Below are 24,285 nucleotides of genomic sequence, written 5' to 3' on the forward strand. Positions count from 1 at the left end.
CATGTGACATGGCCTTCCTCCGCTCACCCTTCGCCGGCGACCCGCCCCCCAGCCTGCGGGATGGCCATGCGCTGATCAGGGTGCCGGACATGGGAGATTATGAGCAGTGGTCGGCGCTCAGGGCCCAGAGCCGCGACTTCCTCATGCCGTGGGAGCCGATCTGGCCCACCAATGACCTGACCCGCACTGCCTTCCGCAGCCGCATCCGCCAGTATTGGCGCGACATCGATGAGGACGTGGCCTACCCCTATTTCATCTACACGGCCGACGGCGCGCAGCTGGTGGGGGCGCTCACCCTGTCGAATGTCCGCCGCGGCGTCGCCCAGACGGCAACGCTCGGCTACTGGATCGGCGAACCCCATGCCCGCAAGGGCTACATGACCTCGGCCGTGCGGCTGATGTGCGAGTTCGCCTTCCGGCACCTGGGGCTCCACCGGGTGGAGGCCGCCTGCCTGCCGCACAACACCGCCTCGGTCGGGCTCCTTCAGAAGTGCAGCTTCGAGCATGAGGGTTTGGCCCGCGGTTACCTCAAGATCGCCGGGGAATGGCGCGATCATCTTCTTTTCGCACGGCTTTCAGACTGACGCAAGGTAATCCTATGGTGTATCGTCCCTTGTCATGAGGGCACGCGCCAGCTTAGGTGGTCGCATGAGGTGGGGTGGACACAGGGCGGGATGCTTCCCGGCCCAACAGCTGCTGTTTGTTGTGCTGTTGCTGGCTGCCGTATTGGGGCTGGCGCGGCCGAGCCTTGCCGTTGACCTCGTGGACATCACCCGCGCACCTCCCCAACAGGATATCACCACCTTCCTCGCCGGGCTTCAGACCGACCAGCGCGACATCACCATCGAGCGTCCGGATGGCGGGCTGGGCCCCGCCGGACAGATGACGCTCACCGCCAAGGGGCCCGGTCCCAATTTCAACTGGGTGGCTGCGGGTTTCACCAATCGCTCCAAGGACCCGGTTTCGGTGGTCCTCTCCGTGCCGCACCAGGGCTTCACGGGCTCTGGCTTCTATCCGCCCCGGCTCGTGGGGCCGCGGGTCTATGGTACGGCGCTTGCCGGTGACGGGCAGCTGGGGTCTCTTCCACCCGTCCCGGGCGAGAGCGCCTATCTCCTCACCTTGCCGGCCGGCGGCAAGGCATCGGTTGCCTTCGAAGTGACGAGTGGCGTGCTGCCCGTCACCCTGTGGCAGCGTGCCGCCTTCGATGCGCACAAGGATTTCACCTCCTTCTTTCGGGGCGCGCTGCTCGGCATCGCCGTGCTGATCGCGATTGCCATGTTCGCGCTCTATGGCTTTCGGGCCCGCGGGCTGTTCCCGGTTGCCGGTGGCTTTGCGCTGGCATCGATCGGCTTCATGCTGCTGGAGGCGGGCCACCTCACGGTGATCACCGCGCAGTCCGGCATGACGGGTTTCACGCTGCAGGTCCTGCGCGCCGTCATCGAAGGGCTGATGGCTGGTTTCCTGCTGCTGTTTCTTGCCATGCTGGCGGACCTTGCCCGCGTGTCGCGCATGGCCGGAAACCTGATGCTGATCGTGGCCTGCCTCAGCTTCGCCATTCCCATCTATGGCGTGGCGGAGCCGATGCTGGCCACCGCGCTGGCGCGCCTCACCTTCGCGCTGACGGCGCTGGGCGGCTTCGGGCTGATCCTTTACCTGTGGTGGCGCGGCGAGGTGAAGGCCGAATCGGCGGTGCTGAGCTGGACCGCCGTGCTGCTGTGGACCATGCTTGCGGTTCTCGCGGCCCTGTTCAGCGCATCTGGTTCGTCGATTTCCGGCGTGGTGGTGGTCGGGCTTGCGGCCCTCCTGGTGATCCTCGGCTTCGTGCTGGCGCATCATGCCTTCTCGCAGGGCTATCTCTCGCGCCATTTCTTCCGCGAGGCGGGGCGCCACGCACTGGCCCTTGCCGGCGCGCGCGCCTTCGTGTGGGACTGGCAGCCAGCGGAGGGCGAGCTCTATCTCAGCCCGGAAATCGCAAGGGCGCTTGCCCAGCCTGCCAACGCCTTCGAGGATGCGGCGGGCGAAGCCTTCCTTGAACTCATGCACCCGGCGGACCGCTCCGCCTATCTCGCCACCATCGCCGAGGCCGAGGCTGACGGGCGAAGCCCCATCGAGCGCAAGTTCCGGCTGCGCCATGGCGATGGCAGCTATCGCTGGTTCGAACTGCGCGCGCGCTCGATCACCGGCGGCAACGGCTATCGCGCGGCGCGCTGCATCGGCACCGTCACCGACGTCACCAGCGCCAAGATCGCCGAAGAGCGGCTGCTCAAGGATGCCGTCTATGACATGGTGACGGGCCTGCCCAACCGTGCCCTCTTCACCGACCGCCTGCAGCGCGTGATCGACGGGCTGGAACCGGGTTCTGCCACCGCGCTTTTCGTACTGCTCGTCGATCTCGATCGCTTCAAGATCGTCAATGACGCGATGGGTCACGAGGCGGGCGACGCGCTGCTGTCGATCATCGGCCGCAGGCTCAAGGCGGAAGCCGAGGCGGTGGATACGGTGGCCCGCATGCCGGGCGACCAGTTCGCGATCCTCTATCACGAGATGCCGGGCGGCCGCGGGGTCGATGGCTTCGCGCAGGCGCTGCTCGACACGGTGGGGCGCCCCGTCAAGTTCGAGGATCAGGAATACTTCCTCACTGCCTCCATCGGCGTCGCGCAGTATCGCCCCGACGTGCAGGACGCAGACAAGCTGCTGAAGGATGCTGCCGTGGCGCTCTACGAGGCGCGGCGCAAGGGCATGGGCGCGGTGGAACTGTTCAACCCGTCGATGATCGATGACCGTGCCGAGCTGGTGGTGCTGGAAGCTGAACTGCGCCGCGCCATCGAGCGGAACGAGATCGAGGTCCATTACCAGCCGATCGCGCGGCTGGCCGACATGCACCTCGCGGGCTTCGAGGCGCTGGTGCGCTGGCGCCATCCGTCGATGGGCCTGCTGGCGCCGGAGAGCTTCATCAGCCTTGCGGAAGAAACCGGCATGATCCGCGACATCGGTCGCGTCGTGCTGAACGAGGCCGGCCGCCAGCTCGGCATCTGGCAACGCGCCTATCGCTCCGCGGAACCTGCCTTCGTTGCCGTCAACATCTCCTCGGCGCAGCTCATCGAGCCCAGCCTGCTCGACGACGTGAAGCAGATCATCGGCCGCGAAGGTTTGCTGCGCGGCAGCTTCAAGATCGAGGTGACGGAATCCCTCGTGATGGAATACCCCGAGCGTGCCGCGCAGATCCTCGAGCGCTTCCGCGAGCTTGGTGTGGGTCTCTCCTGCGATGATTTCGGCACCGGCTATTCCTCTCTGTCGAGCCTGCGCAAGCTGCCCTTCGACACGCTGAAGGTGGACCGCAGCTTCATTGCCTCCGAGGCGCAGGACCACAGGGCCGACGTGATCCTCCGTTCGATCATCGCCATGGGCCACGATCTGGGCCTCGCCATCGTCGCCGAGGGCATCGAGAATCAGGACCAGGTAGACCGGCTTGGCGAGCTCGGCTGTGACTTCGGCCAGGGCTACTTCATCGGCAAGCCGATGTCGGCAAAACAGGTGAATGACGCGCTGGCGGTCCTTCCCTATGCCCAGACGGCGGGCCGCACCGCCATCACCTGGCTGTGGGAGCGCGCCATCAAGGACCCGCCGCCGGAGCCCGCGCTGCGCCGTGTCACGGCCAAGGACGTGGTGCGTCCGGAGCCCGAGAAGCGACCGGCCCGGCCCTATCCGCGCCGCCGTATGGAACCCGATCCGGAGCCCAAGCCCGAACCGGTTTTGCCGCCAGCCGAGCCCGATGCCGACGCGCCTCTCGCCGACGAGGTGGTGCTGGCGGAAGCCGAAGCGGATGCCGTGGTTGCCGATGACGTCATGGTTGTGTCGGAGGACACGGGTGATGTCGCGCTTGAAGACGTGGCGGATGAGCCGGAGGCGATTGACCTGCCTGAGGAAGAAACCGTCTCCGCAGAAGCGGTGGTTGATCCGCTGGCGCCGGCCAGGCGTCGCCGCAAGCGGCAACGCCGGGTGTCGCTCCCCAGCGATGAGGAAGGCTGATCGTCAGGCGTGGCCTGAATCGCTCGACAGCATGGCGGGGTCGATCTTCAGCTTGCGCAATGCGGCGTTGTAGCGGTCGTTGAAGTCGAGACCGAAGAGCAGGTCTTCATCTGCCGGGCAGGTGAGCCAGCCATTGCGCTGGATTTCGTTTTCGAGTTGCCCCGGCGCCCAGCCGGCATAGCCCAGTGCCAGCACGGCGCGATGCGGGCCCTTGCCCTTCGCCATGGCACGCAGAATGTCCACGGTTGCGGTCAGTGCGATGGTTTGCGACACGGGCAAGCTCGAGTCGGTGGTGAAGTAGTCGCTGGTGTGCAGCACGAAGCCGCGCCCCTGTTCCACCGGCCCGCCGAACAGAACCGGCATCTGCATCAGTTCGTCTGGCGGCGACAGCGTGTCTTCTTCTGCGAGGTCGAGTTGCGACAGCAGTTCGCCGAAGGACATCATCGGGGTCGTCTTGTTGATGATGATTCCCATGGCCCCCTGTTCGGAGTGCGCACACATGTAGATGACGCTGCGGTCGAAGCGCTGGTCGCTCATGCCCGGCATGGCGATCAGCAACTGGCCGTCGAGATAGGGACCCTCGGTCATGCCTTTTCCCTTGCTGTGCCGTGAAGATTAGCGCAGCGAACCCGCAAGGGGAACCACTTGCAACGGCCTAAAGCACAATGCCGCAGGCCGGTTTCCGCGATTTGCGGGTTCTGACATCAAGGTGATTGGCGCGCGCGCGGTTTTCTTCCATATAGGGCCGCCATGTGGAACCGTCTTGCCATTGCAGCCCTGTCGTTCGCCCTCGCCATGCCCGCCCTGGCGGAAGACAAGCCCTATCGCGTGTCGCTGATCGGCGATGGTTTCGATGGCACCTCCTGGCACAGCGGCGTGCTGATCGAACTCGCCCCCGGCTGGAAGACCTACTGGCGCATGCCGGGCGACTCCGGTATTGCGCCGGAATTCACCTGGACACCGTCGCGTCCTGCCAGGGCCGAGGTCCAGTTCCCGACCCCGTCGCGCCACGTCGACGAGGGCGGCGAGGCGGTGGGCTATGAAGGCCAAGTGATCTTCCCAGTCACCGTGACGCCCGAGAAGCCGGAAGGCCTTGACCTCAAGCTCGACCTGTTTTTCGCCGTCTGCAAGGACGTTTGCATTCCGGCCCAGGCCGAGGCTTCGATCAGCCTTGGCACCGACGCGCGTGATCCTCTGGGCAGCTCGCGCGTAGAGACAGCACGGGCGGATGTTCCGACCGCCGGAGACGCCGTCACCAGTGCGGAGATCGTCAACGAAAATGGCAAGCCGGTGCTCAAGCTGGCGCTGAAGGAAAGGCCCGAGGACATTTTTATCGAATCCGCGACCTCGGCCTATTTTCATGCCCCCGCCCTGTCAGAAGACGGGCACGAGGCGCGGCTTGCCATCAGCAGCCTGAGCGATATCCAGAAGCTCAAGGGACAGGCCATCTCCATCACCTACATCATCGGCGGCAAGGGTCTTGAACAGACCCTCACGCTGCCCTGATCCCCACCGCCAGCAAGGAAAACCCCCATGACCATCAAGCCGGGCGACAAGCTGCCCAACGTCGAATTCACGGTGAACACCGCCGAAGGTCCGCAGAAGATGTCGTCAGACGTGATCTTCGCCGGCCGCAAGGTGGTGCTGTTCGGGCTGCCCGGCGCCTTCACGCCCACCTGCAGCATGAACCACCTGCCGGGCTTCCTGATCGCCTGCGACGACATCAAGGGGCAAGGGGTGGATACCATCGCCTGCACCGCAGTGAACGACATCCACGTGATGAAGGCCTGGGGCAAGGCGACGGAGTCCGAAGGCAAGATCATGATGCTGGCGGACGGCAATGCCGAATTCGCCAAGGCGGTAGGCCTCGAGCTCGACCTCGCGGTGGCGGGCATGGGGCTCCGCTCCAGGCGCTATTCGATGATCGTCGAGAATGGTGTCGTCAGGACGCTCAACATCGAGACCGAGAAGGGCGTGAATGTCTCGGGTGCCGAGACCATCATGCAGCAGCTGAAGGGCTAGCCGAAGACCACCACTTCGATGACCGTCGGATTGAAATTGTTGCAGGGGTTCAACACCTGCGGACAATTCGAGATGACGGCCAGCACATCCATCTCGGCGCGGATGTCGACATGCTCGCCCGGCTTCGATGATCCGAGTGCGATGGCGGCATCGCCCGCTGCGCCCACCGGCACCGTCATGAACCAGTTGACGTTGGGCACGATGTCGCGCCAGCCCAGGCCATGGGGTTTCAATGCGGCGAGGAAGTTCTCGCGGCAGCCCATGTTGGCCACCCCATAGAGCATGCGGTTCGAGGGTTCCGAGCAGCAGCCGCCAATCGTGTCATGGCCGCCGAACGAGTCTGCCGTGATGGTGAACAGCGGGTTTGCGCGGTCGGAGTAGAGGACGTCACCCGTCGTCAGCAGGATGCGGCCTGCCTTCTTGATGGTGTTCGGCTCGTGATAACGCTCATCGAAGTCATGCGCGTTGTAGCACAGGAAATCGACGGCCTGCTGGCCATGGGTGTCGATGATGCGCAGCGTCTCGCCGCGCCGGATGACCCGGCTCCATGGCGCACGTGCGGGGATGGTCTCGCGGTGCAGTTCCTGCATCAGGCGAGCTGCGCCTCGAACAGGCGCCCCCACTGGGGCATCACGTCGTCGACGCCGGCAAGCCGCAGCGCATGCCAGGCCATGGCGTGGTTCGAGGAGGTGATGGGAACGCCCGTCTCCGCCTCGATGGCCTGCGCCGCTTCCGCCAGCCGCACCGAGGTGCAGGACACGAAGACCGCGTCGACGGGCGCATGCGACAGGATGGTCTCGACGCCGCGCTTCACAGAAGCCGGCGTGATGCGGGCCACGATGCCGTCATCCTGCTCGTTGAAGGAGCCGAAGACGGGAACCTCGAAGCCGCGCGCCTGGATGTAGTCGGCGACGATGCGGTTGACGTCTGCGCGGTAGGGCGTGAGCACGCCGATGCGCTTTGCCTTCAGCGCGTGGAAGGCGGCGAAGGCGGCGGTGATGGGCGTGGTGCATCGGGCGTCCGGGCGGGCCTCGCGGATGCGCGCGAAAACCTTCTCCTCGCCGATCGCCATCGAGGCTGATGTGCAGCCATAGGCGACGACGTCGATGGGGCTTCCCGGCAGGATCACATCGGTGGCCGCGGCAATGCGCGGTTCCATGGCGCGCAGCGTCTCGGGCGTGATCTGGGCGTCGTTGAGGATGCGGCTTTCATACAGGGCGACACCCTTGAGGCCACCCATGATGGCGCGCCATTCATGCTCGATGGTGAAGTCCGTGGCGAGCACCATGAGGCCGATGCGGGCGCGGCTGGCGATGCCCTCATCGGTGTCAAAGGGCAGGTGCTCGATGAGCTTCATGCCGCCGGTGGCGGAGGTGGACGGCGAGCGGTCGTTCATGCGCGTTCTCCCGAAACGCCATGATTCCTATCAGAGAAAGCACGCCCCTCCTATAGTTCCGGCCGCATGATTCGACTGTTCCAACGCATGGCGGGCCTGCCGGCCCTGGCGCGCGGCGCAATTTCAGCCCTGGCGGGCGTGCTCATCGCCATGGGCCTGCCGCCCTATGGGCTGTGGCCGCTTGCCTTCATTGGCTTCCCGCTGTTCCTCGTGCTGCTGGAAACGGGCAAGCGGCAGACGTGGCGCAGCGGCTTCGTCCTCGGCTGGGTCTTCGGGCTCGGCTATTTCGCGGTGGCGCTCCACTGGATCGGTTATGCCTTCTTCGTTCAGGCCGACACCTATCTGTGGATGATGCCCTTCATGCTTGGCATCCTGTCCGGCGGCATGGCGGTCTACTGGGCACTCGCTGCGTGGCTGGCAAGGCGCGTCGGTGGCACTGGATTGCAGCTGGCCCTCACCTTCGCAAGCCTGCTCGGCCTTGCCGAATGGCTGCGCGGCCACCTGTTCACGGGTTTCCCCTGGGCTGCTCCCGGCCTGTTGGTCGATGGCATGGGCGGTGTCGCGCAGGCGGCCTCCGTCATCGGCATGACAGGGCTGACGCTTCTCGTCGTCCTCTGGGCGTCGCTGCCCTATGTCTTCCTCACAGCGGACCGGCCCCGACCGAAACTTGCAGCCGCGGCCATTCTCCTGCTGCTGCCCGTCCTCTGGGGCTGGGGCGAGATGCGACTCATGGGCGCGTCAGACGCCATGGTGCCGGGCGTTGCGATCCGCATCGTGCAGCCGAACCTGCCGCAGGAAGAAAAATGGCGCGAGGAGAATGCCCGCCAGATCTTCGGTGATCTCGAGCAGATGTCGAGCATGCCGACCCCGGACCGGCCAGAGGGCATCGGTGGCATCACCCATGTGATCTGGCCCGAATCGGCCGTCCCCTTCCTGATCGACGAAAGCCCGGTCGCGAAGTCTGAACTGAAGCCCTTGCTGGGCGGCCGCACGGCGCTCGTCACCGGAGCCGTCCGGCTGGATCGCAAGGGTGAGGGCGAGGCGCCAGACGCCCACAACAGCATCATCGTCTTCGATGGCAACGCCGAGCCGGTGGCCCGTTACGACAAGTGGCGGCTGGTGCCGGGCGGTGAATTCCTGCCGCTGGCCTGGGCCTTGGAACCGCTGGGCTTCCAGCAGGTGGTGCAGACCCCGGGAAGCTTCGTGCCGGGCCCCGGCCCTCGCACCGTGACTCTGCCCGGGGGCCTCAGGGCCGGCCTCACCGTCTGCTATGAGGCGATCTTCCCCGACCGCCTGGTGGACGAGTCCGACCGGCCGCAAGTGATCATCAATGTCACCAATGATGGCTGGTTCGGCCGTTCGACCGGGCCGTGGCAGCACCTGGCGCAGGCACGGCTGCGCTCGATCGAACAGGGTTTGCCCTTGATCCGGGCAGCCAATACGGGAATTTCCGCCGTTATAGACCCCTATGGACGCACGGTGAGGATGCTGCCCTTGCTAGAAAAGGGCGTCGTTGATTCTCCGCTTCCGGAGGCCCTGCCGGCCACCCTCTATGCGCGGATTGGCGACTTTTGGTTGCTTCTTCTGACTGTCATTGCAGTCATTTGTGCAATTCGGGCAAGAAAAACGATTTATAGTTGAAATTCTGGCGTCAAACCGCATTTTTTCGACTGCCCGGCACGGTTTTGTAGGAAAACCAATTGCGCGCAGAGATTAGGTATATTAAACAAAAGGGGCTTGGTCAATTGCGAGCAAAGTCATGACTGAAAACTTTGTGGCAGTAACGGGCGTCAGACCGGGGGGCATCAGGTCTGAGGATAAAATGACAAGACGCGATCCGAACTTTGTAGACGTGCATGTCGGCAGCCGTATCCGCATGCGCAGACAACTCATTGGCATGAGCCAGGAGAAGTTGGGCGAATTGCTCGGCATCACCTTCCAGCAGGTCCAGAAGTACGAAAAGGGCGCCAACCGCATCAGTGCGAGTCGCCTGTACTTCACCACCAAGATTCTTGGCGTTCCGGTCCAGTTCTTCTTCGAGGAGCTGCCGGGCGTCGAGGAGCAGGGCGGCATGGGCGAAGCCCGCGAGGAAGATGCCGTGCTCTCCGCCCTCATGAACGTCGAGGGTGTGACGCTGGCCAAGGCTTTCCGTGACGCCGACAGCGTCAACAAGCGGAAACTGATCTCCACCATCGCCCGCGTGATCGCCGAAACCAAAGAGTGATACTGAGGGTTAGCCTTTAGCTAAGCTTGCTTGACCAGTCTTCATTAGGCTGTCAAAAAGCGCGCGGCTTCAGTCAAAGGGACCCTAGAATCATATGTCACGCAAGAATTACGTCTTCACCAGCGAGTCGGTCTCCGAAGGTCACCCGGACAAGGTTTGCGACCGGATTTCCGACGAGATCGTCGACCTGTTCTATCGCGAGGCGCTTGAGCAGGGCTTCGACCCGTGGCAGGTGCGCGCGGCTTGCGAGACACTGGCAACGACCAACTGCGTGGTGATCGCGGGCGAAACCCGCGGTCCCGCGTCCGTCACCAAGGCCAAGATCGAGGCCGCGGCCCGCAAGGCGATCAAGGACATCGGCTACGAGCAGTCCGGCTTCCATCATCAGGATGCCAAGATCGTCATTCTTCTCCACAGCCAGTCGGCTGACATCGCCCAGGGCGTCGATGCCGCGGGCGAGAAGACGGAAGAGGGCGCAGGCGACCAGGGCATCATGTTCGGTTATGCCTGCGACGAGACGCCGGAGCTGATGCCGGCTCCGCTTTACTACTCCCACAAGATCCTGAAGCTCCTCGCCGATGCACGTCATTCCGGCAAGGAGGAGCACTTGGGCCCCGACGCCAAGAGCCAGGTCTCCGTCGTCTACAAGAACGGCAAGCCCGTCGCGGCCTCGCAGATCGTCGTGTCGCACCAGCACACCAAGGAAGACCTGACCTCGGCGGAAGTGCTCAAGATCGTGAAGCCCTATGTGCAGAAGGCACTCCCCAAGGGCTGGATCACCAAGGACACCGTCTGGCACGTGAACCCCACCGGCAAGTTCTACATCGGCGGTCCTGATGGCGACGCCGGCCTCACGGGTCGCAAGATCATCGTCGACACCTACGGCGGTGCGGCTCCCCACGGGGGCGGCGCGTTCTCCGGCAAGGACCCGACGAAGGTTGACCGCTCGGCGGCCTATGCCGCGCGCTATCTTGCCAAGAACGTGGTTGCCGCAGGCCTTGCCAAGCGCTGCACCATCCAGCTGTCCTACGCCATCGGCGTCGCCCAGCCGCTGTCGGTCTATGTCGACACGCACGGCACCGGCAAGGTGCCGGAAGCCAAGCTCGAAAAGGCCCTGACCAAGGTCATGGACCTGAGCCCGCGCGGCATCCGCACGCACCTCAACCTCAATCGCCCGATCTATGCGCGCACCTCGGCCTATGGCCATTTCGGTCGTGCGCCGGAAAAGGACGGCGGCTTCTCCTGGGAGAAGACCGACCTCGTGAAGGCGCTCAAAGCCGCGGTGAAGTGACCGACACCACCGAAAAACGCTTCCACTTCTATGGGCGGCGCAAGGGCAAAACCTTGCGCCGTCATCATTCTGCACTCATGGATCAGCTGTTGCCGCACCTGCGCGTGACACTCGAGGATCCGCTGTCAGGCATGGGCGAACGGCGCTGGCTGGAGATTGGCTTCGGCGGCGGCGAGCACCTGGCACACCAGGCGGAGCTCCATCCGGAGATCTCCTTCATCGGCGCGGAGCCCTTCGTCAATGGTGTGGCCAAGATGCTGGCGCTGGTGGAAGAGACGAACCTCGCCAATGTGAAGATCCATGACCACGATGCGCGCCCGTTGCTCGAAGCGCTGCCGGACTTGAGCTTCGAGCGCATCTATCTTCTCTACCCGGACCCCTGGCCCAAATCGCGCCACAACAAGCGCCGCTTCGTGAGCTCCGAAACGCTCGCCCATTTTCACCGGCTGCTGCCGCCCGACGGCCTGTTCCTGTTTGCCAGTGACATCGGCGACTACGTGTCCTGGACGCGCAAGCACGTGGCCGAACACGGCGGCTTCACCGAGGTGGGCGATCCCTCGGAGCCCTATGAGAACTGGATCGAGACCCGCTACGAGAACAAGGCCCGCCGCGAGGGCAGGGGATCGGCTTATCTGCGGTTCCGGAAGGTCTAGCCTCTGGGAGGCCCAAGGACGGCCATTTACGCACCCAGCTATGGGGGTAGCGACCCACTCTCAAATTTCAAAAAACAATCGTTACGAACCGCACTAAACGGCGGTCTTGCCCCGGCGTGAGGTCATCTCCCCCGGGCTCGAACCGGAGTCTTTCCCCTCAGCCGCCCAAAGGATGCGCGGATCAAGTCCGCGCAAGGTGCAATCCTTGAGAGTCCTCATCAAATTCTGTAAAATCCTTTGCGGAATCAAGCCAGCACAGCTCCGCCGGCTCAAAAACCGCCACCCCTTGCGAAATGGGGCCGGAGGGCGTATATGCCGTCTAACTTAGGTTCACTCACATAGCCACGAAAGTGGAGATCGCGAGTGGGTCCCGGTCCCGGGGCCCGCTTTTTTTATTGCCTGAAAGGGCTCCGATGACGACCGAAACAGAAACCAGACTGGCCCGTGAGACGGGCCCCGCGCAGCGGGTGGCGGCACTTGCCGAACCCGTGCTCGCCGACTTGGGCTTCAGGCTCGTGCGCGTGAAGATGAGCGGCCCCACCCTGCAGATCATGGCGGAGCGCCCGGACGGCACCTTCACCATCGAGGACTGCGAGGCGGTGAGCCGCGCCCTGTCGCCCATCCTCGACGTCGAGGATGTGGTGTCGTCGCACTATAACCTCGAAGTCTCGTCCCCTGGCATCGACCGGCCGCTGGTGCGGCCGTCGGATTTCGAGTCCTGGGCAGGCCATGAGGTGAAAATCGAGATGGCCGTGCCGGTGGCCGGCCGCAAGCGCTTCAAGGGCGCCCTCGAAGGCTGCCACGAAGGCGAGGTTCGCCTGTTCATCGAGAACCCGGAAGGGGCAACGAAGGAGCCGGTGCTGATCGGCGTTCCCTTCGCCGACATTTCCGATGCCAAGCTGGTCCTCACCGACCAGCTGATCGAGGCCGCCAAGAGCCGCCTGCCCGCCAAGGGCTATGGCGACGGCGCCGAGATCGACGAAGACAAGATTTCGCAAGAGAGGAGCGAAGACGACAATGGCTGATTATGGCGTGAGCGCCAACAGGCTCGAACTGTTGCAGATCGCGGATGCCGTGGCGCGCGAGAAGTCGATCGACAAGTCGGTCGTGCTGCATGCGATGGAAGAGGCGATCCAGAAGGCCGCCAAGGCCCGCTATGGCGCCGAGAACGAGATCGTCGCCGAGATCGACCCGCGCAGTGGCGAGACCCGCCTGCAGCGCCTTCTCCTGGTCGTCGAGGACGTCGAGAACGAAGCAACCCAGATCAGCCTCGTCGATGCGCAGCGCCGCAACCCGGCCGCCAACATCGGTGACCAGATCGCCGAATCGCTGCCGCCCATCGAGTTCGGCCGCATCGCCGCGCAGAACGCCAAGCAGGTGATCGTGCAGAAGGTGCGCGATGCCGAGCGCGACCGGATGTATGCCGAATACAAGGACCGCATCGGTGAGATCGTCAACGGCGCAGTGAAGCGCGTCGAATACGGCAACGTCATCGTCGACCTCGGTCGTGGCGAAGGCATCGTCCGCCGCGACGAGTCGCTGCCGCGTGAAACCTTCCGCCCGGGCGATCGCGTGCGCGCCTATGTCTACGACGTGCGCCGCGAGCAACGCGGTCCCCAGATCTTCCTGTCGCGCACACACCCTGAGTTCATGGCCCGTCTGTTCGGCCAGGAAGTGCCGGAAATCTATGACGGTGTCGTCGAGGTCGTCTCGGTGGCCCGCGATCCGGGCAGCCGCGCCAAGATCGCCGTGCGCTCGAAGGACGGTTCCATCGATCCGGTCGGCGCCTGCGTCGGCATGCGCGGCAGCCGCGTTCAGGCTGTCGTCAACGAGCTGCAGGGCGAGAAGATCGACATCATCCAGTGGACCCAGGACGTCGCCTCCTTCGTGGTGAACGCGCTGGCACCCGCTGAAGTCTCCAAGGTCGTGCTCGACGAAGAGTCCGAGCGTATCGAAGTCGTTGTGCCGGACGAGCAGCTGTCGCTGGCCATCGGCCGCCGCGGTCAGAACGTGCGGCTGGCCTCCCAGCTCACCGGCTGGGACATCGACATCATGACCGAAGCCGAAGAGTCCGAGCGCCGCCAGAAGGAATTCGCGGCCCGCACCGAGCTGTTCGTCTCCGCACTCGACGTCGACGAGACGCTGGCCCAGCTGCTGGCCTCCGAGGGCTTCGCGACGGTTGAGGAAGTGGCCTATGTCGATGCCCGCGAGGTTGCCTCGATCGAGGGCCTCGACGAGCAGACGGCCGAGGAACTGCAGAACCGCGCGCGTGAATTCCTGGATCGCCAGACCGCCGAGCTCGACGTGCGCCGCGTCGAACTGGGCGTGCTCGACGAGCTGAAGGACATCGATGGCCTCACGCCGTCCATGATGGTTGCCCTGGGCGAAGCTGGCCTCAAGTCGATCGAGGATCTCGCCGGCTGCGACACCGACGAGCTGATCGGCTGGACCGAGCGCAAGGCGGGCGGTGCGGTCAAGCACAAGGGTGCCTTCTCCGACCTCGAGGTTTCTGCCGAGGAAGCCAATGACCTGATCATGAAGGCCCGCATCCACGCAGGCTGGATCGAGGCGCCGGTCGAACCCGAGACGGAAGACGAAACCGAGGTGGAAGCCTGACCGACGCCCACGTCAGCGCGGAGGCGGACCAGCCCTTGGCGGACCGCATGTGCATCGTCACCCGCACGGTGAAGGACGAAGCGGAGTTGATCCGCTTCGTCCGGGGGCCGGATGGCGTGGCGGTGCCCGATCTTGCCCGCAAGCTTCCCGGACGCGGCGTGTGGGTCAGCCTTGACCGAAAGGTGCTGGACCAGGCCATCGCCAGAAAGCTGTTCTCGCGCGGCTTTGGGGCCGAAACCACAATCCCGCCCGATCTTCCGGATATTGTTTCCAGATTGCTCCGCCAGCAGGCTCTTTCGCTGCTCTCCCTTGCCAAAAAGGCGGGGGAGGCCGTGACGGGCTTCATGAAGGTTGAGGACATGCTGAGCCGGGGCCGGGCCAGGCTGCTGTTCCACGGAACCGATGCCCAACCGGACGGTTGCCGCAAATTGGACAAGCATGCCCAGCCCGGTGTTGTCGAAAAGATCGTTCTTTTCGAAATCGACGAATTGGATTTGGCTTTTGGCCGTCCAAATGTGGTACATGCTGCCGTGGCGAAGGGAGGGCTTGCCGAAAAGCTCTCCACAGCCGTGCGCCGGATCGAGACGTTTGAGGGCCGTATGACTGGCCCGCCCGAGGACCTGATAGAGAAAAGATGACTGATAACAACGACAAAGACCGCAAGCCCGAAGGCAACCGCCCGGCTGGGGGAACCTTGACCCTCAAGCGGCCGTCGATCGAGCAGAGCAAGGTCAAGCAGAGCTTCGGCGCCGGACGCTCCAAGACCGTGGTGGTTGAAACCAAGCGCAAGCGCTTCGGCGACGACAAGCCGTCAACGCCGCTTGAGCCCAAGGCTGCACCGCACGTCACCCCCGTGAAGCCGTCGCCCCCGTCCAATACCCAGACACCCGCCGCACCCAAGCCGCAGCCGACGCAGCGCTCCGGTGTCGTTCTCCGCACCCTCACCGCCGAGGAAAAGGAGGCGCGTGACCGCGCCCTCGCCGGCGCCCGCGTGCGCGAGGCCGAAGACCGCAAGCGCCAGGAAGAAGATGCCAAGCGCCGCGCCGATCAGGACGCACGCGACCTGATCGACCGCGAGGCAGCCGCCAAGCGCAAGGCCGAGGACGACGCCCGCCACCGGATCGAGGAAGACGCACGCCGCAAGGCCGACGAGGCCGCGAAGAAGCTCGCGCCGAAGTCTGCCCAGTCGAATGTGGTGACCCCCGCCACCGAGCCCATGAAGGCTGCAACCGGCAGGGCCGCGGTTTCGCCCGTCAAGCGCACGCATGACGAGGAAGAAACGGCTCCGCGTCGCACGTTCGCGGGCGCCATCAAGCGCGAAATCAAGGCGCCAGTCCCGGCGCGGCCCACCAAGACTGCCGAAGCTGACAAGCGCCGCGGTCGTCTCTCGGTCGGCAATGCGCTGAACGAGGATGATGAGCGCGCACGTTCGGTCGCCGCCTTCCGCCGCCGCACCGAGCGCCTCAAGAAGCAGACCCACGGCTTCCAGATGCCCACCGAAAAGGTGAGCCGCGAAGTGATCATTCCGGAAGCGATCACCATCCAGGAGCTCGCCAACCGCATGGCCGAGCGCGCCGTGGACATCATCAAGTTCCTGATGAAGCAGGGCGAGATGCACACGATCAACGACGTGATCGATGCCGACACCGCCCAGCTCGTCGCCGAGGAAATGGGCCACAAGGTCAAGCGCGTGTCCGAGTCGGACGTGGTCGAAGGCCTCGCCGGCGACACCGATGCGCCCGAACAGCTCAAGTCGCGCCCGCCGGTCGTTACCATCATGGGTCACGTCGATCACGGCAAGACCTCGCTTCTCGATGCGCTGCGCAAGACCAACGTCGTCTCGGGTGAAGCCGGCGGCATCACCCAGCATATCGGCGCCTATCAGGTCGAGACACAGAGTGGCGTTGTCACCTTCATCGATACGCCGGGTCACGAGGCCTTCACCTCGATGCGTGCGCGTGGCGCCAAGGCGACGGATATCGTGGTGCTGGTTGTTGCTGCCGATGATGGCGTCATGCCGCAGACGGTGGAAGCCATCAACCACGCCCGCGCGGCTGGCGTTCCGATCATCGTGGCGATCAACAAGATCGACAAGCCTGCCGCCAATCCGATGCGCGTGCGCAATGAACTGCTGCGCTACGAGATCGTCGTCGAAAGCATGGGCGGCGACACGCTCGAAGTCGAAGTGTCCGCACTCAAGGGCACCAACCTCGACCGCTTGCTCGAAGTGATCCTGCTGCAGTCGGAAGTTCTCGATCTCAAGGCCAACCCCGACCGTGAGGCCGGCGGCATGGTGGTCGAAGCCCAGCTCGACAAGGGCCGTGGCCCAGTTGCCACCGTGCTCGTCCAGCGCGGCACGCTGAAGCTCGGCGACATCTTCGTCGCAGGCTCGGCCTGGGGCCGCGTGCGAGCGCTGGTCAACGACAAGGGCGTGCAGGTCAAGGAAGCCTTCCCGTCGACCCCGGTCGAGGTGCTTGGCCTCAACTCGGCGCCTGAAGCCGGCGACCAGTTCGACGTCGTGCCGAACGATGCCCGTGCGCGTGAAGTGACGGAATATCGTGAGCGCAAGCGCCGCGAGAGCCGCGGTGCGGCTTCGGCACGTTCCTCGCTCGAGCAGATGATGTCCGCTATCAAGGAGGGCGCCACCGAGTTCCCGATCCTCGTCAAGGCAGACGTTCAGGGCTCGGCGGAAGCCATTGTCCAGGCGCTCGAGAAGATCGGCAATACCGAGATCAAGGCGCGTGTCATCCACTATGCGGTGGGCGGCATCAACGAGTCCGATATCGGCCTTGCCGAAGCCTCCAAGGCGGTGGTTCTGGGCTTCAACGTCCGTGCCTCCACCCAGGCGCGCGATGCGGCGGAACGTGCCGGCATCGAGATCCGCTACTACAACATCATTTATGACCTGGTTGATGACATCAAGCAGGCCATGGCGGGCAAGCTCGCACCGGAACTGCGCGAAACCTTCCTCGGCAACGCGAAGATCCTCGAAGTCTTCAACATCACCAAGGTCGGCAAGGTTGCAGGTTGCCAGGTCACCGAAGGCAGCGTCCAGCGCGGCGCCAAGGTTCGCCTCATCCGCGACAACGTGGTCATTCACGAAGGCACGCTCTCGACGCTCAAGCGCTTCAAGGACGAGGTCAAGGAAGTCCCCGTTGGCCAGGAATGTGGCATGGCCTTCGAGAACTACCAGGACATGCGCGCCGGCGACGTGATCGAGTGCTTCCGCGTGGAGAAGGTCCAGCGTACGCTGGACTGATCTGAGAGATGAGCAAAGGCAGCGCCCCCTCCCAACGCCAGCTCCGTGCTGGCGAACTGATCCGCCACGCACTGGCGGAAATATTCCTGCGCGGGGAATCGGGCGATCCTGATCTCGAGCGGCTGAACCCGACGGTCGTCGAGGTTCAGATGTCGCCCGACCTCAAGATCGCCAACGCCTTCGTTCGCACGCTTCTGCCGAACAAGGAGAAGGCGTTGCTCGAGGCGCTGAACCGTAACCGACGCTATATTCGCGGCCTCGTCTCCCCCAAGCTCGAGATGAAGTTCACGCCGGAGATCCGCTACCGGGTCGACACCGCTCTGGACTACGCTGGCAAGATCGACGAGCTGTTGCGCAGCCCCGAAGTGGCACGGGATCTCAAGAAGGAGTGAAGGGCCCTTTCGAGCGTCATCCTCAGCCCGCCTCCCTCATTTCATCATGGCCGGGCTTGATGATTGGTGGGATGCTGGTTTTTACCTCTTTGGGGGCGGTGTGAATGGCAAAAACCAAACGCACCCCCGTCACCGGCTGGCTGATCCTCGACAAGCCTTACGGCATGACCTCCACCCAGGCGGTGGGCAAGGTGCGCTTCCTGTTCAACGCCGAGAAGGCGGGCCATGGCGGCACGCTGGACCCTTTGGCCACGGGCCTGCTGCCCATTGCCCTGGGAGAGGCAACCAAGACCGTCTCCTATGCCATGGACGGCCGCAAGGTCTACCGCTTCACCGCCCGCTGGGGCGAGGAGCGGACGACGGATGACCTTGAAGGCGAGGTTTCTGCTACGTCCGATAGGCGAGCCTCTGGAGAAGAGATCGAGTCGATACTTCCCCGCTTTACCGGCGAGATCATGCAGGCCCCGCCGGCGTTTTCGGCCATCAAGGTCGATGGCGAGCGGGCCTATGACCTGGCCCGGGCCGGGGAGGCAGTGGAGCTTGCCGAACGTCCCATCCTGATCGAGGCCCTGAAGCTGGTGGACATCCCAGACCGCGACCATGCCACCTTCGAGGTGACCTGCGGCAAGGGCACCTACATCCGCTCTCTGGCCCGCGACATGGGCCGGGTCCTGGGCACGGCCGCGCACGTCACCATGCTGCGGCGGGTGGCGGTGGGACCCTTCACCGAAGACCATATGATTTCACTGGAAAACCTGACGGAACTCGGCCATAAGGCCCCCGGCGGAGACGCCAAAACTGGGGCTTTGCTCCCCATCGAGACCGTGCTGGACGGCATCCCGGCAGTGGCCATCGACGATGAGCAAGCCCGACGCCTGAAGCTCGGACAAGCCGTCCTGCTCAGAGGCGCGAATGCTCCCATCGCGGAAGATGCGGTTCTGGTGATGAGTGGCGGCAAACCACTCGGGATTGGAACCATCGTCCAGGGATCACTCAAGCCGAAGCGTTTGTTCAACCTGTAACCATCCATTTATTGGAGATGACCGAATGACCATGACTGCTGAGCGCAAGGTTGCGCTCGTGAAGGAATATGCCACGAAGCCGGGTGACACCGGTTCGCCCGAAGTCCAGGTTGCGATCCTCACGGAACGCATCAACTACCTGACCGACCACTTCAAGACCCACAAGAAGGATAACCATTCCCGCCGTGGGCTGCTGACGATGGTGAGCAAGCGCCGTTCGCTTCTCGACTATCTGAAGCGCATTGACGATGCGCGTTATCAGACGCTCATCAAGCGCCTCGAGATCCGCCGCTAAGCGAAGATCGAGTCTACGTACGAGCGGGCGGATCACCGAGTAGCCGCCCGCGTCCCCATCCAGTGAGTCCGGCAATGGGGCCGGGCTCTCGGCCCAAAGGGGATGCCGTCCACAGTGGTGGTGCACGTCTTTCAAGCGGCGGCGAAGGGCACAAAGGAAAATCCATATGTTCAATATCGACGTCGAAGAAATTCAGTGGGCCGGGCAGACGCTCCGCCTCGAAACCGGCCGCGTGGCCCGTCAGGCCGATGGCGCCGTTGTCGCCTCGCTCGGTGAAACCACCGTTCTCGCCACGGCCGTTGCCGAACGTTCGGCGAAGCCCGGGATCGACTTCTTCCCGCTCACCGTCAACTATCAGGAAAAGACCTATGCCGCCGGCAAGATCCCGGGTGGCTATTTCAAGCGCGAAGGCCGCCCGACCGAGCGCGAAACGCTGATCTCGCGCCTGATCGACCGTCCGATCCGCCCGCTCTTCGTCGAGGGCTTCCGCAACGAGACGCAGGTCATCGCCACCGTTCTCTCCTATGACCTCGAGAACGACACGGACATTCTCGCTCTCGTCGCCTCGTCGGCGGCTCTCACCCTCTCCGGCATCCCCTTCATGGGCCCGGTCGGTGCGGCGCGCGTCGGCTACATCGATGGCGAGTACGTGCTGAACCCCACCATCGAACAGCAGAAGCTGTCGTCGCTCGACCTCGTGGTCGCCGGCACGCAGGACGCCGTGCTGATGGTCGAGTCGGAAGCCAAGGAGCTTTCGGAAGAAATCATGCTCGGTGCCGTCATGTTCGGCCACCGCGGCTTCCAGCCGGTGATCGAGGCCATCATCCGCCTCGCAGAGCGCTCCTCGCGCGAGCCGCGTGACTTTTCGCCGCCGGATGCAGAGGCGCTTTACAACCAGGTCAAGGCGATTGCCGAGGCCGATGTGCGCGCTGCCTACGCGATCGCCAAGAAGGAAGATCGTCAGGAAGCCGTCGCCAAGGCGAAGGACAAGGTTCTGGCTGCGCTGACCGGCGCTGACCTGCCCGACGCTCCGCCCGCCAACAAGATCGGTGAGGCCTTCAAGCACCTCGAAAAGGACGTTGTCCGCAACGCCATCCTCGACACCGGCCACCGCATCGACGGCCGTGACACCAAGACGGTTCGCCAGATCATCGCGGAAGCGAGCGTTCTGCCGCGCACCCACGGATCGGCCCTGTTCACCCGCGGCGAGACGCAGGCCCTCGTGGTCACCACGCTCGGCACCGGCGAGGACGAGCAGTACATCGACTCGCTCGATGGCACCCACAAGGGTACCTTCATGCTGCACTATAATTTCCCGCCCTTCTCGGTCGGTGAAACGGGCCGCATGGGTGCCACGGGCCGCCGCGAGATCGGCCACGGCAAGCTCGCCTGGCGCGCGATCCACCCGCTGCTCCCGGCGACGGACCAGTTCCCCTACACCATCCGCGTCGTCTCGGAGATCACCGAGTCAAACGGCTCGTCCTCCATGGCCTCGGTTTGCGGCGCTTCGCTGGCGCTGATGGATGCGGGCGTGCCGCTGAAGGCGCCCTGCGCCGGCATCGCCATGGGTCTCATCAAGGAAGGCGAGCGCTTCGCGGTGCTCTCCGACATCCTGGGTGATGAAGATCATCTCGGCGACATGGACTTCAAGGTTGCCGGCACGTCGGAAGGCATCACGTCCCTTCAGATGGACATCAAGATCACCGGTATCACCGAGGAGATCATGAAGGTCGCGCTGTGGCAGGCCAAGGACGGCCGCCTGCACATCCTCGGCAAGATGGCGGAGGCCCTCACCGGCGCCCGCGCTTCGCTCGGCGAGCATGCACCGCGCATCGAGACGCTGAAGATCCCCACCGACAAGATCCGCGAAGTGATCGGCACCGGCGGCAAGGTCATCCGCGAGATCGTGGAAAAGACCGGCGCCAAGATCGACATCCAGGACGACGGCACCGTCAAGGTCGCTTCGTCCTCGGGTACCGCCATCGAAGCGGCCTTGAAGTGGATCAAGGGCATCGTCATGGAGCCGGAAGTTGGCCTGATCTATGACGGCAAAGTCGTCAAGGTCGTCGACTTCGGCGCCTTCGTGAACTTCTTCGGTTCGCGCGATGGCCTCGTGCACGTCTCCGAGCTTGCCTCGAAGCGCGTCAACAAGGTCTCGGACGTCGTCAACGAGGGTGACACCGTGAAGGTGAAGCTCTTGGGCTTCGACAACCGCGGCAAGGTGCGCCTGTCGATGAAGCAGGTCGACCAGACCACCGGCGAGGACATCTCCAAGAAGCAGGCCGCCGAAGGCGAAGAGGAAGCCCCGCAGGGCGAATAATCCACCCTGCAGGCATGAATGCGAAGGGCGCGGACCGCAGGGTTCGCGCCCTTTCTCTTTCCCTGCCTGGTTGCGGGCTCGCCTGATTATCCGATTGTCCGTTGTGGCCGCAGAGGTATCAAATTGAAGCGCCGGAGAAAGCTGTGATTTTGATCACAGCCTTTTGCGATCAATGCGGTGAGACAAACCGCTTCGGATGCAAGAGAAAGAGGGAGAATGAAATGAAGGTTGGGATATGCGGCGCCTTTGTATTTGGCGCCGTTGCTGTTTCGGCGACATCAGCGCTGGCTGGCGACGTGTCGGTAGCGCGAGGTGCGCAGGTTGCCATCACCTCCGGCTGCCATGACTGCCACACCAATGGCTACGCCGAGACAGGCGGCAAGGTCGACCCGGCGGTCGCGCTGAAGGGAACAGGCCTCGGCTGGCAGGGCCCGTGGGGAACGACCTATCCCGCCAATCTCCGCCTTGTCGCCAAGGACAAGGGCAGCGAGGATGCCTTCCTGCAATATGCCAAGACATTCCAGGCGAAGCCGCCCATGCCGTTCTTCAATGTCCATGCCATGGACGAAGGCGACATCCGCTCGCTCTACCAGTACATCGTCTCGCTCGGCGAACCGGGTGAGCCGGTCCCGGAATATGCGCCCCCGGGACAGGAGCCAAAGACGCCCTACATCGTCATCGCGCCGCCGATCATGCCCAAGGGCTGAACATTGTCGCCGACACCCCGGCATCAGCCGGAGTGTCGGCGTATGCCATTACTTGCTCGGCAGCAGCACGGTGTCGATAACGTGGATGACGCCGTTGTCCGTCATGATGTCAGCCTTCACGACCTTCGCGTTGTCCACCGTCACGCCGCTGGCGTTCTTGGTGATGGCGAGTGTGCGGTCCGGCTTGGCCTTGAGCGTGCGCACGTGGAACGGCCCTGCAAGCATCTCGTTGGACGTCAGTTCACGCGGCAGCACATGATAGGTGAGGACGGCGACCAGCTTGTCCTTGTTCTCGGGCTTCAGCAGCATCTCGACGGTGCCGGCCGGCAGCTTGGCGAAGGCCTCGTCGGTGGGCGCGAAGACAGTGATGTTCTTGGTGGTGGCCAGCGCATCGGCAAGGCCAGCGGCCTGAGCGGCGGCGATCAGCGTCTTGAAGCTGCCTGCCTGCTGGGCGGTTTCGACCACGTTGGCGGCGGAGGCGGAAGCCGCGCCGAGGCAAAGAGCAGTCGTGGCCGCAAGAAGGATCTTGTGCATGAAATTCTCCAGTGGATTTGAAATCGACAAAAGGTGCGTGACCGCAGCGCTGTTCAAACGGTGATGCCTGCACTCAAGAATTAAACGGTTGCGCGGGAAGGCCGGATCGTCTGCGGCAGTGCGCCGCTTCTCACGTCTTCGTGAGCTTCCCCGGAAAAGCAGAACGCCGGGCGAAAGCCCGGCGTTTGCGTCGTGCGTTGAGACGAAATCAGTTGCCGAGGATGGCGCTCTCGAGGATGTCGAGGCCTTCCTTCAGAACCATCTCCGAAGCCGTCAGCGGGGTCAGCATGCGCACCGTGTCGGCATAGACACCGCAGGTGAGGATGAGCAGGCCGCGCTCCAGGCACTTTGCCGCCAGCGCCTTTGCCGCGGCCGCATCGGGATCGTTGCCGCCATGCTGGGTGACGAGTTCGAAGGCGCACATCGCGCCAAGCCCGCGCACATCACCGATCGGCATGCCCTTGTTCTTGGCCTTGATCGACGTCATGCGCTCCATGATCAGCTTGCCCTGGGCATCGGCCTTTTCGAGCAGGCCTTCCTGCTCGAAGGCATCAAACACGCCCAAGGCCGCGGCGCAGGCCACGGGGTTGCCGGCATAGGTGCCGCCGATGCCACCGGGCTCCGGCGCATCCATGATCTTGGCGCGGCCGACCACGGCGGCGAGCGGGAAACCACCGGCCAGAGACTTGGCCGAGGTGATGAGATCGGGCTCGACGCCATAGTGCTCCATGGCGAAGAACTTTCCGGTGCGGCCAAAGCCGGACTGGATCTCGTCAGCGATCAGCAGGATGCCGTGGTCGTCGCACAGCTTCCGGAGCTTCACCATCAGTTCCTTCGGCGCGATGTAGAAGCCGCCTTCGCCCTGCACGGGTTCGATGATGATGGCGGCCACGCGCTGCGGCTCGACGTCTGCCTTGAACAGCCACTCGATGGCATGCATCGTGTCATCTATGGTGACACCCTTGTGCGCCACGGGGAAGGGCACGTGCCATACGCCCGGCGCCATGGGGCCGAACTTGGTCTTGTAGGGAACGACCTTGCCGGTGAGCGTCATGCCAAGCAGCGTGCGGCCATGGAAGCCGCCGTTGAAGGCAATGATGTCGGAGCGGCCGGTATAGGCGCGGGCGAACTTGACCGCGTTCTCGACGGCTTCGGCACCGGTGGTGACGAGCGCCGACTTCTTCTCGCCCGAGATCGGCGCCACGGCGTTCAGCTTCTCGCACACCTCGATGAAGGGGGCATAGGGCATCACCATCGCGCAGGTGTGGGTGAAAGCTTCGAGCTGCTCATACACGCGCTTCATCACCAGCGGGTGTCGGTGACCGGTGTTGACCACCGCAATGCCGCCGCCGAAGTCGATGTAGCGGTTGCCCTCGATATCCCAGATCTCGGAGTTCTCGGCCTTCGCCGCAATGACCGGGGCGCCTGCGCTGATGCCGCGGGACACGGCCCTGGCGCGGCGCTCCACCCACTGCTTGTTCATGCCTGGGGCTGCGACCGGTGCGTTCATGATGCTCTCCTCGGG

The 24,285-nt window shown here is 64.1% G+C and carries 22 protein-coding genes; 17 read left to right on the forward strand and 5 right to left on the reverse strand.

Going from position 1 to position 24,285, the window contains the following annotated elements:
- The first annotated feature begins 8 nt into the window (after window positions 1-8).
- Window positions 9-584 (forward strand): GNAT family protein, encoded by a 576-nt coding sequence (locus WCJ41_RS05120; RefSeq protein ID WP_336904761.1) that lies wholly within the window; start codon window positions 9-11, stop codon window positions 582-584.
- 127 nt (window positions 585-711) lie between these two features.
- Window positions 712-4,029 (forward strand): EAL domain-containing protein, encoded by a 3,318-nt coding sequence (locus WCJ41_RS05125; protein ID WP_336904762.1) that lies wholly within the window; start codon window positions 712-714, stop codon window positions 4,027-4,029.
- Window positions 4,030-4,032: 3 nt separating this feature from the next.
- Here the strand turns inward: WCJ41_RS05125 and WCJ41_RS05130 are convergent, their stop codons facing one another.
- Window positions 4,033-4,617: a YqgE/AlgH family protein gene (locus WCJ41_RS05130; protein WP_336904763.1), complete on the reverse strand. Its 585-nt coding sequence runs from the start codon at window positions 4,615-4,617 to the stop codon at window positions 4,033-4,035.
- Window positions 4,618-4,779: 162 nt separating this feature from the next.
- Here WCJ41_RS05130 and WCJ41_RS05135 point away from each other — a divergent pair, with 162 nt between their 5' ends.
- Both WCJ41_RS05135 and WCJ41_RS05140 read left to right on the forward strand, forming a co-directional pair.
- Window positions 4,780-5,535, forward strand: a complete 756-nt coding sequence (locus tag WCJ41_RS05135) for a protein-disulfide reductase DsbD domain-containing protein (RefSeq protein ID WP_336904764.1) — start codon at window positions 4,780-4,782, stop codon at window positions 5,533-5,535.
- Window positions 5,536-5,562: 27 nt separating this feature from the next.
- A complete protein-coding gene (locus WCJ41_RS05140; RefSeq protein ID WP_336904765.1) occupies window positions 5,563-6,051 on the forward strand; it encodes a peroxiredoxin in 489 nt (162 codons plus the stop codon).
- Here WCJ41_RS05140 and WCJ41_RS05145 read toward each other — a convergent pair.
- Together WCJ41_RS05145 and WCJ41_RS05150 are read right to left on the reverse strand one after the other, a co-directional pair.
- Window positions 6,048-6,641 carry a DUF1989 domain-containing protein gene (locus WCJ41_RS05145; RefSeq protein ID WP_336904766.1) on the reverse strand — a complete coding sequence of 198 codons (594 nt, stop codon included), beginning with the start codon at window positions 6,639-6,641 and terminating at the stop codon, window positions 6,048-6,050. The genes WCJ41_RS05140 and WCJ41_RS05145 overlap by 4 nt on opposite strands.
- Window positions 6,641-7,447: an aspartate/glutamate racemase family protein gene (locus WCJ41_RS05150; RefSeq protein ID WP_336904767.1), complete on the reverse strand. Its 807-nt coding sequence runs from the start codon at window positions 7,445-7,447 to the stop codon at window positions 6,641-6,643. The genes WCJ41_RS05145 and WCJ41_RS05150 overlap by 1 nt, the downstream gene beginning before the upstream one ends.
- A 66-nt stretch (window positions 7,448-7,513) precedes the next feature.
- On the opposite strand from WCJ41_RS05150, the gene lnt reads away from it, so the two are divergent.
- From lnt to WCJ41_RS05215, 13 genes are all read left to right on the forward strand, one after another.
- Entirely contained in the window at window positions 7,514-9,088 is a 1,575-nt protein-coding gene (lnt, locus tag WCJ41_RS05155; RefSeq protein ID WP_336904768.1) for an apolipoprotein N-acyltransferase, read from the forward strand.
- Between the two features lie 181 nt (window positions 9,089-9,269).
- Window positions 9,270-9,671: a helix-turn-helix transcriptional regulator gene (locus WCJ41_RS05160; protein WP_336904769.1), complete on the forward strand. Its 402-nt coding sequence runs from the start codon at window positions 9,270-9,272 to the stop codon at window positions 9,669-9,671.
- A 94-nt stretch (window positions 9,672-9,765) separates the two neighbouring features.
- A complete protein-coding gene (gene metK, locus WCJ41_RS05165) occupies window positions 9,766-10,962 on the forward strand; it encodes a methionine adenosyltransferase (protein WP_336904770.1) in 1,197 nt (398 codons plus the stop codon).
- Window positions 10,959-11,615 carry a tRNA (guanosine(46)-N7)-methyltransferase TrmB gene (trmB, locus tag WCJ41_RS05170; RefSeq protein WP_336904771.1) on the forward strand — a complete coding sequence of 219 codons (657 nt, stop codon included), beginning with the start codon at window positions 10,959-10,961 and terminating at the stop codon, window positions 11,613-11,615. The genes metK and trmB overlap by 4 nt, the downstream gene beginning before the upstream one ends.
- 413 nt (window positions 11,616-12,028) lie before the next feature.
- Window positions 12,029-12,640, forward strand: coding sequence for a ribosome maturation factor RimP (gene rimP / locus WCJ41_RS05175; RefSeq protein WP_336904772.1), 612 nt, complete (start codon window positions 12,029-12,031; stop codon window positions 12,638-12,640).
- The gene (gene nusA, locus WCJ41_RS05180) at window positions 12,633-14,231 is read left to right on the forward strand and encodes a transcription termination factor NusA (RefSeq protein ID WP_336904773.1); all 1,599 of its coding nucleotides are present in this window, start codon (window positions 12,633-12,635) and stop codon (window positions 14,229-14,231) included. The genes rimP and nusA overlap by 8 nt, the downstream gene beginning before the upstream one ends.
- A complete protein-coding gene (locus WCJ41_RS05185) occupies window positions 14,228-14,869 on the forward strand; it encodes an RNA-binding protein (RefSeq protein ID WP_336904796.1) in 642 nt (213 codons plus the stop codon). Before nusA ends, WCJ41_RS05185 begins: the two co-directional genes overlap by 4 nt.
- On the forward strand, window positions 14,866-17,490 hold the full coding sequence (infB, locus tag WCJ41_RS05190; RefSeq protein ID WP_336904774.1) for a translation initiation factor IF-2: 2,625 nt from the start codon (window positions 14,866-14,868) through the stop codon (window positions 17,488-17,490). The genes WCJ41_RS05185 and infB overlap by 4 nt, the downstream gene beginning before the upstream one ends.
- A gap of 8 nt (window positions 17,491-17,498) precedes the next feature.
- On the forward strand, window positions 17,499-17,882 hold the full coding sequence (rbfA, locus tag WCJ41_RS05195; RefSeq protein ID WP_336904775.1) for a 30S ribosome-binding factor RbfA: 384 nt from the start codon (window positions 17,499-17,501) through the stop codon (window positions 17,880-17,882).
- A 104-nt stretch (window positions 17,883-17,986) separates the two neighbouring features.
- The gene (truB, locus tag WCJ41_RS05200; protein WP_336904776.1) at window positions 17,987-18,904 is read left to right on the forward strand and encodes a tRNA pseudouridine(55) synthase TruB; all 918 of its coding nucleotides are present in this window, start codon (window positions 17,987-17,989) and stop codon (window positions 18,902-18,904) included.
- Window positions 18,905-18,929: 25 nt separating this feature from the next.
- Complete coding sequence (gene rpsO, locus WCJ41_RS05205) at window positions 18,930-19,199, forward strand: 30S ribosomal protein S15 (RefSeq protein ID WP_336904777.1); 270 nt, start codon at window positions 18,930-18,932, stop codon at window positions 19,197-19,199.
- A 166-nt stretch (window positions 19,200-19,365) separates the two neighbouring features.
- The gene (pnp, locus tag WCJ41_RS05210) at window positions 19,366-21,519 is read left to right on the forward strand and encodes a polyribonucleotide nucleotidyltransferase (protein WP_336904778.1); all 2,154 of its coding nucleotides are present in this window, start codon (window positions 19,366-19,368) and stop codon (window positions 21,517-21,519) included.
- 221 nt (window positions 21,520-21,740) lie between these two features.
- Entirely contained in the window at window positions 21,741-22,226 is a 486-nt protein-coding gene (locus WCJ41_RS05215; RefSeq protein WP_336904779.1) for a c-type cytochrome, read from the forward strand.
- Window positions 22,227-22,274: 48 nt separating this feature from the next.
- Here the strand turns inward: WCJ41_RS05215 and WCJ41_RS05220 are convergent, their stop codons facing one another.
- Together WCJ41_RS05220 and gabT are read right to left on the reverse strand one after the other, a co-directional pair.
- Complete coding sequence (locus WCJ41_RS05220; protein WP_336904780.1) at window positions 22,275-22,760, reverse strand: fasciclin domain-containing protein; 486 nt, start codon at window positions 22,758-22,760, stop codon at window positions 22,275-22,277.
- A gap of 208 nt (window positions 22,761-22,968) precedes the next feature.
- Window positions 22,969-24,270, reverse strand: a complete 1,302-nt coding sequence (gene gabT / locus WCJ41_RS05225; RefSeq protein ID WP_336904781.1) for a 4-aminobutyrate--2-oxoglutarate transaminase — start codon at window positions 24,268-24,270, stop codon at window positions 22,969-22,971.
- Between the last annotated feature and the right edge of the window lie 15 nt (window positions 24,271-24,285).

It is taken from the genome of Aestuariivirga sp. (genome assembly GCF_037139295.1).
Classification (GTDB): domain Bacteria; phylum Pseudomonadota; class Alphaproteobacteria; order Rhizobiales; family Aestuariivirgaceae; genus Aestuariivirga.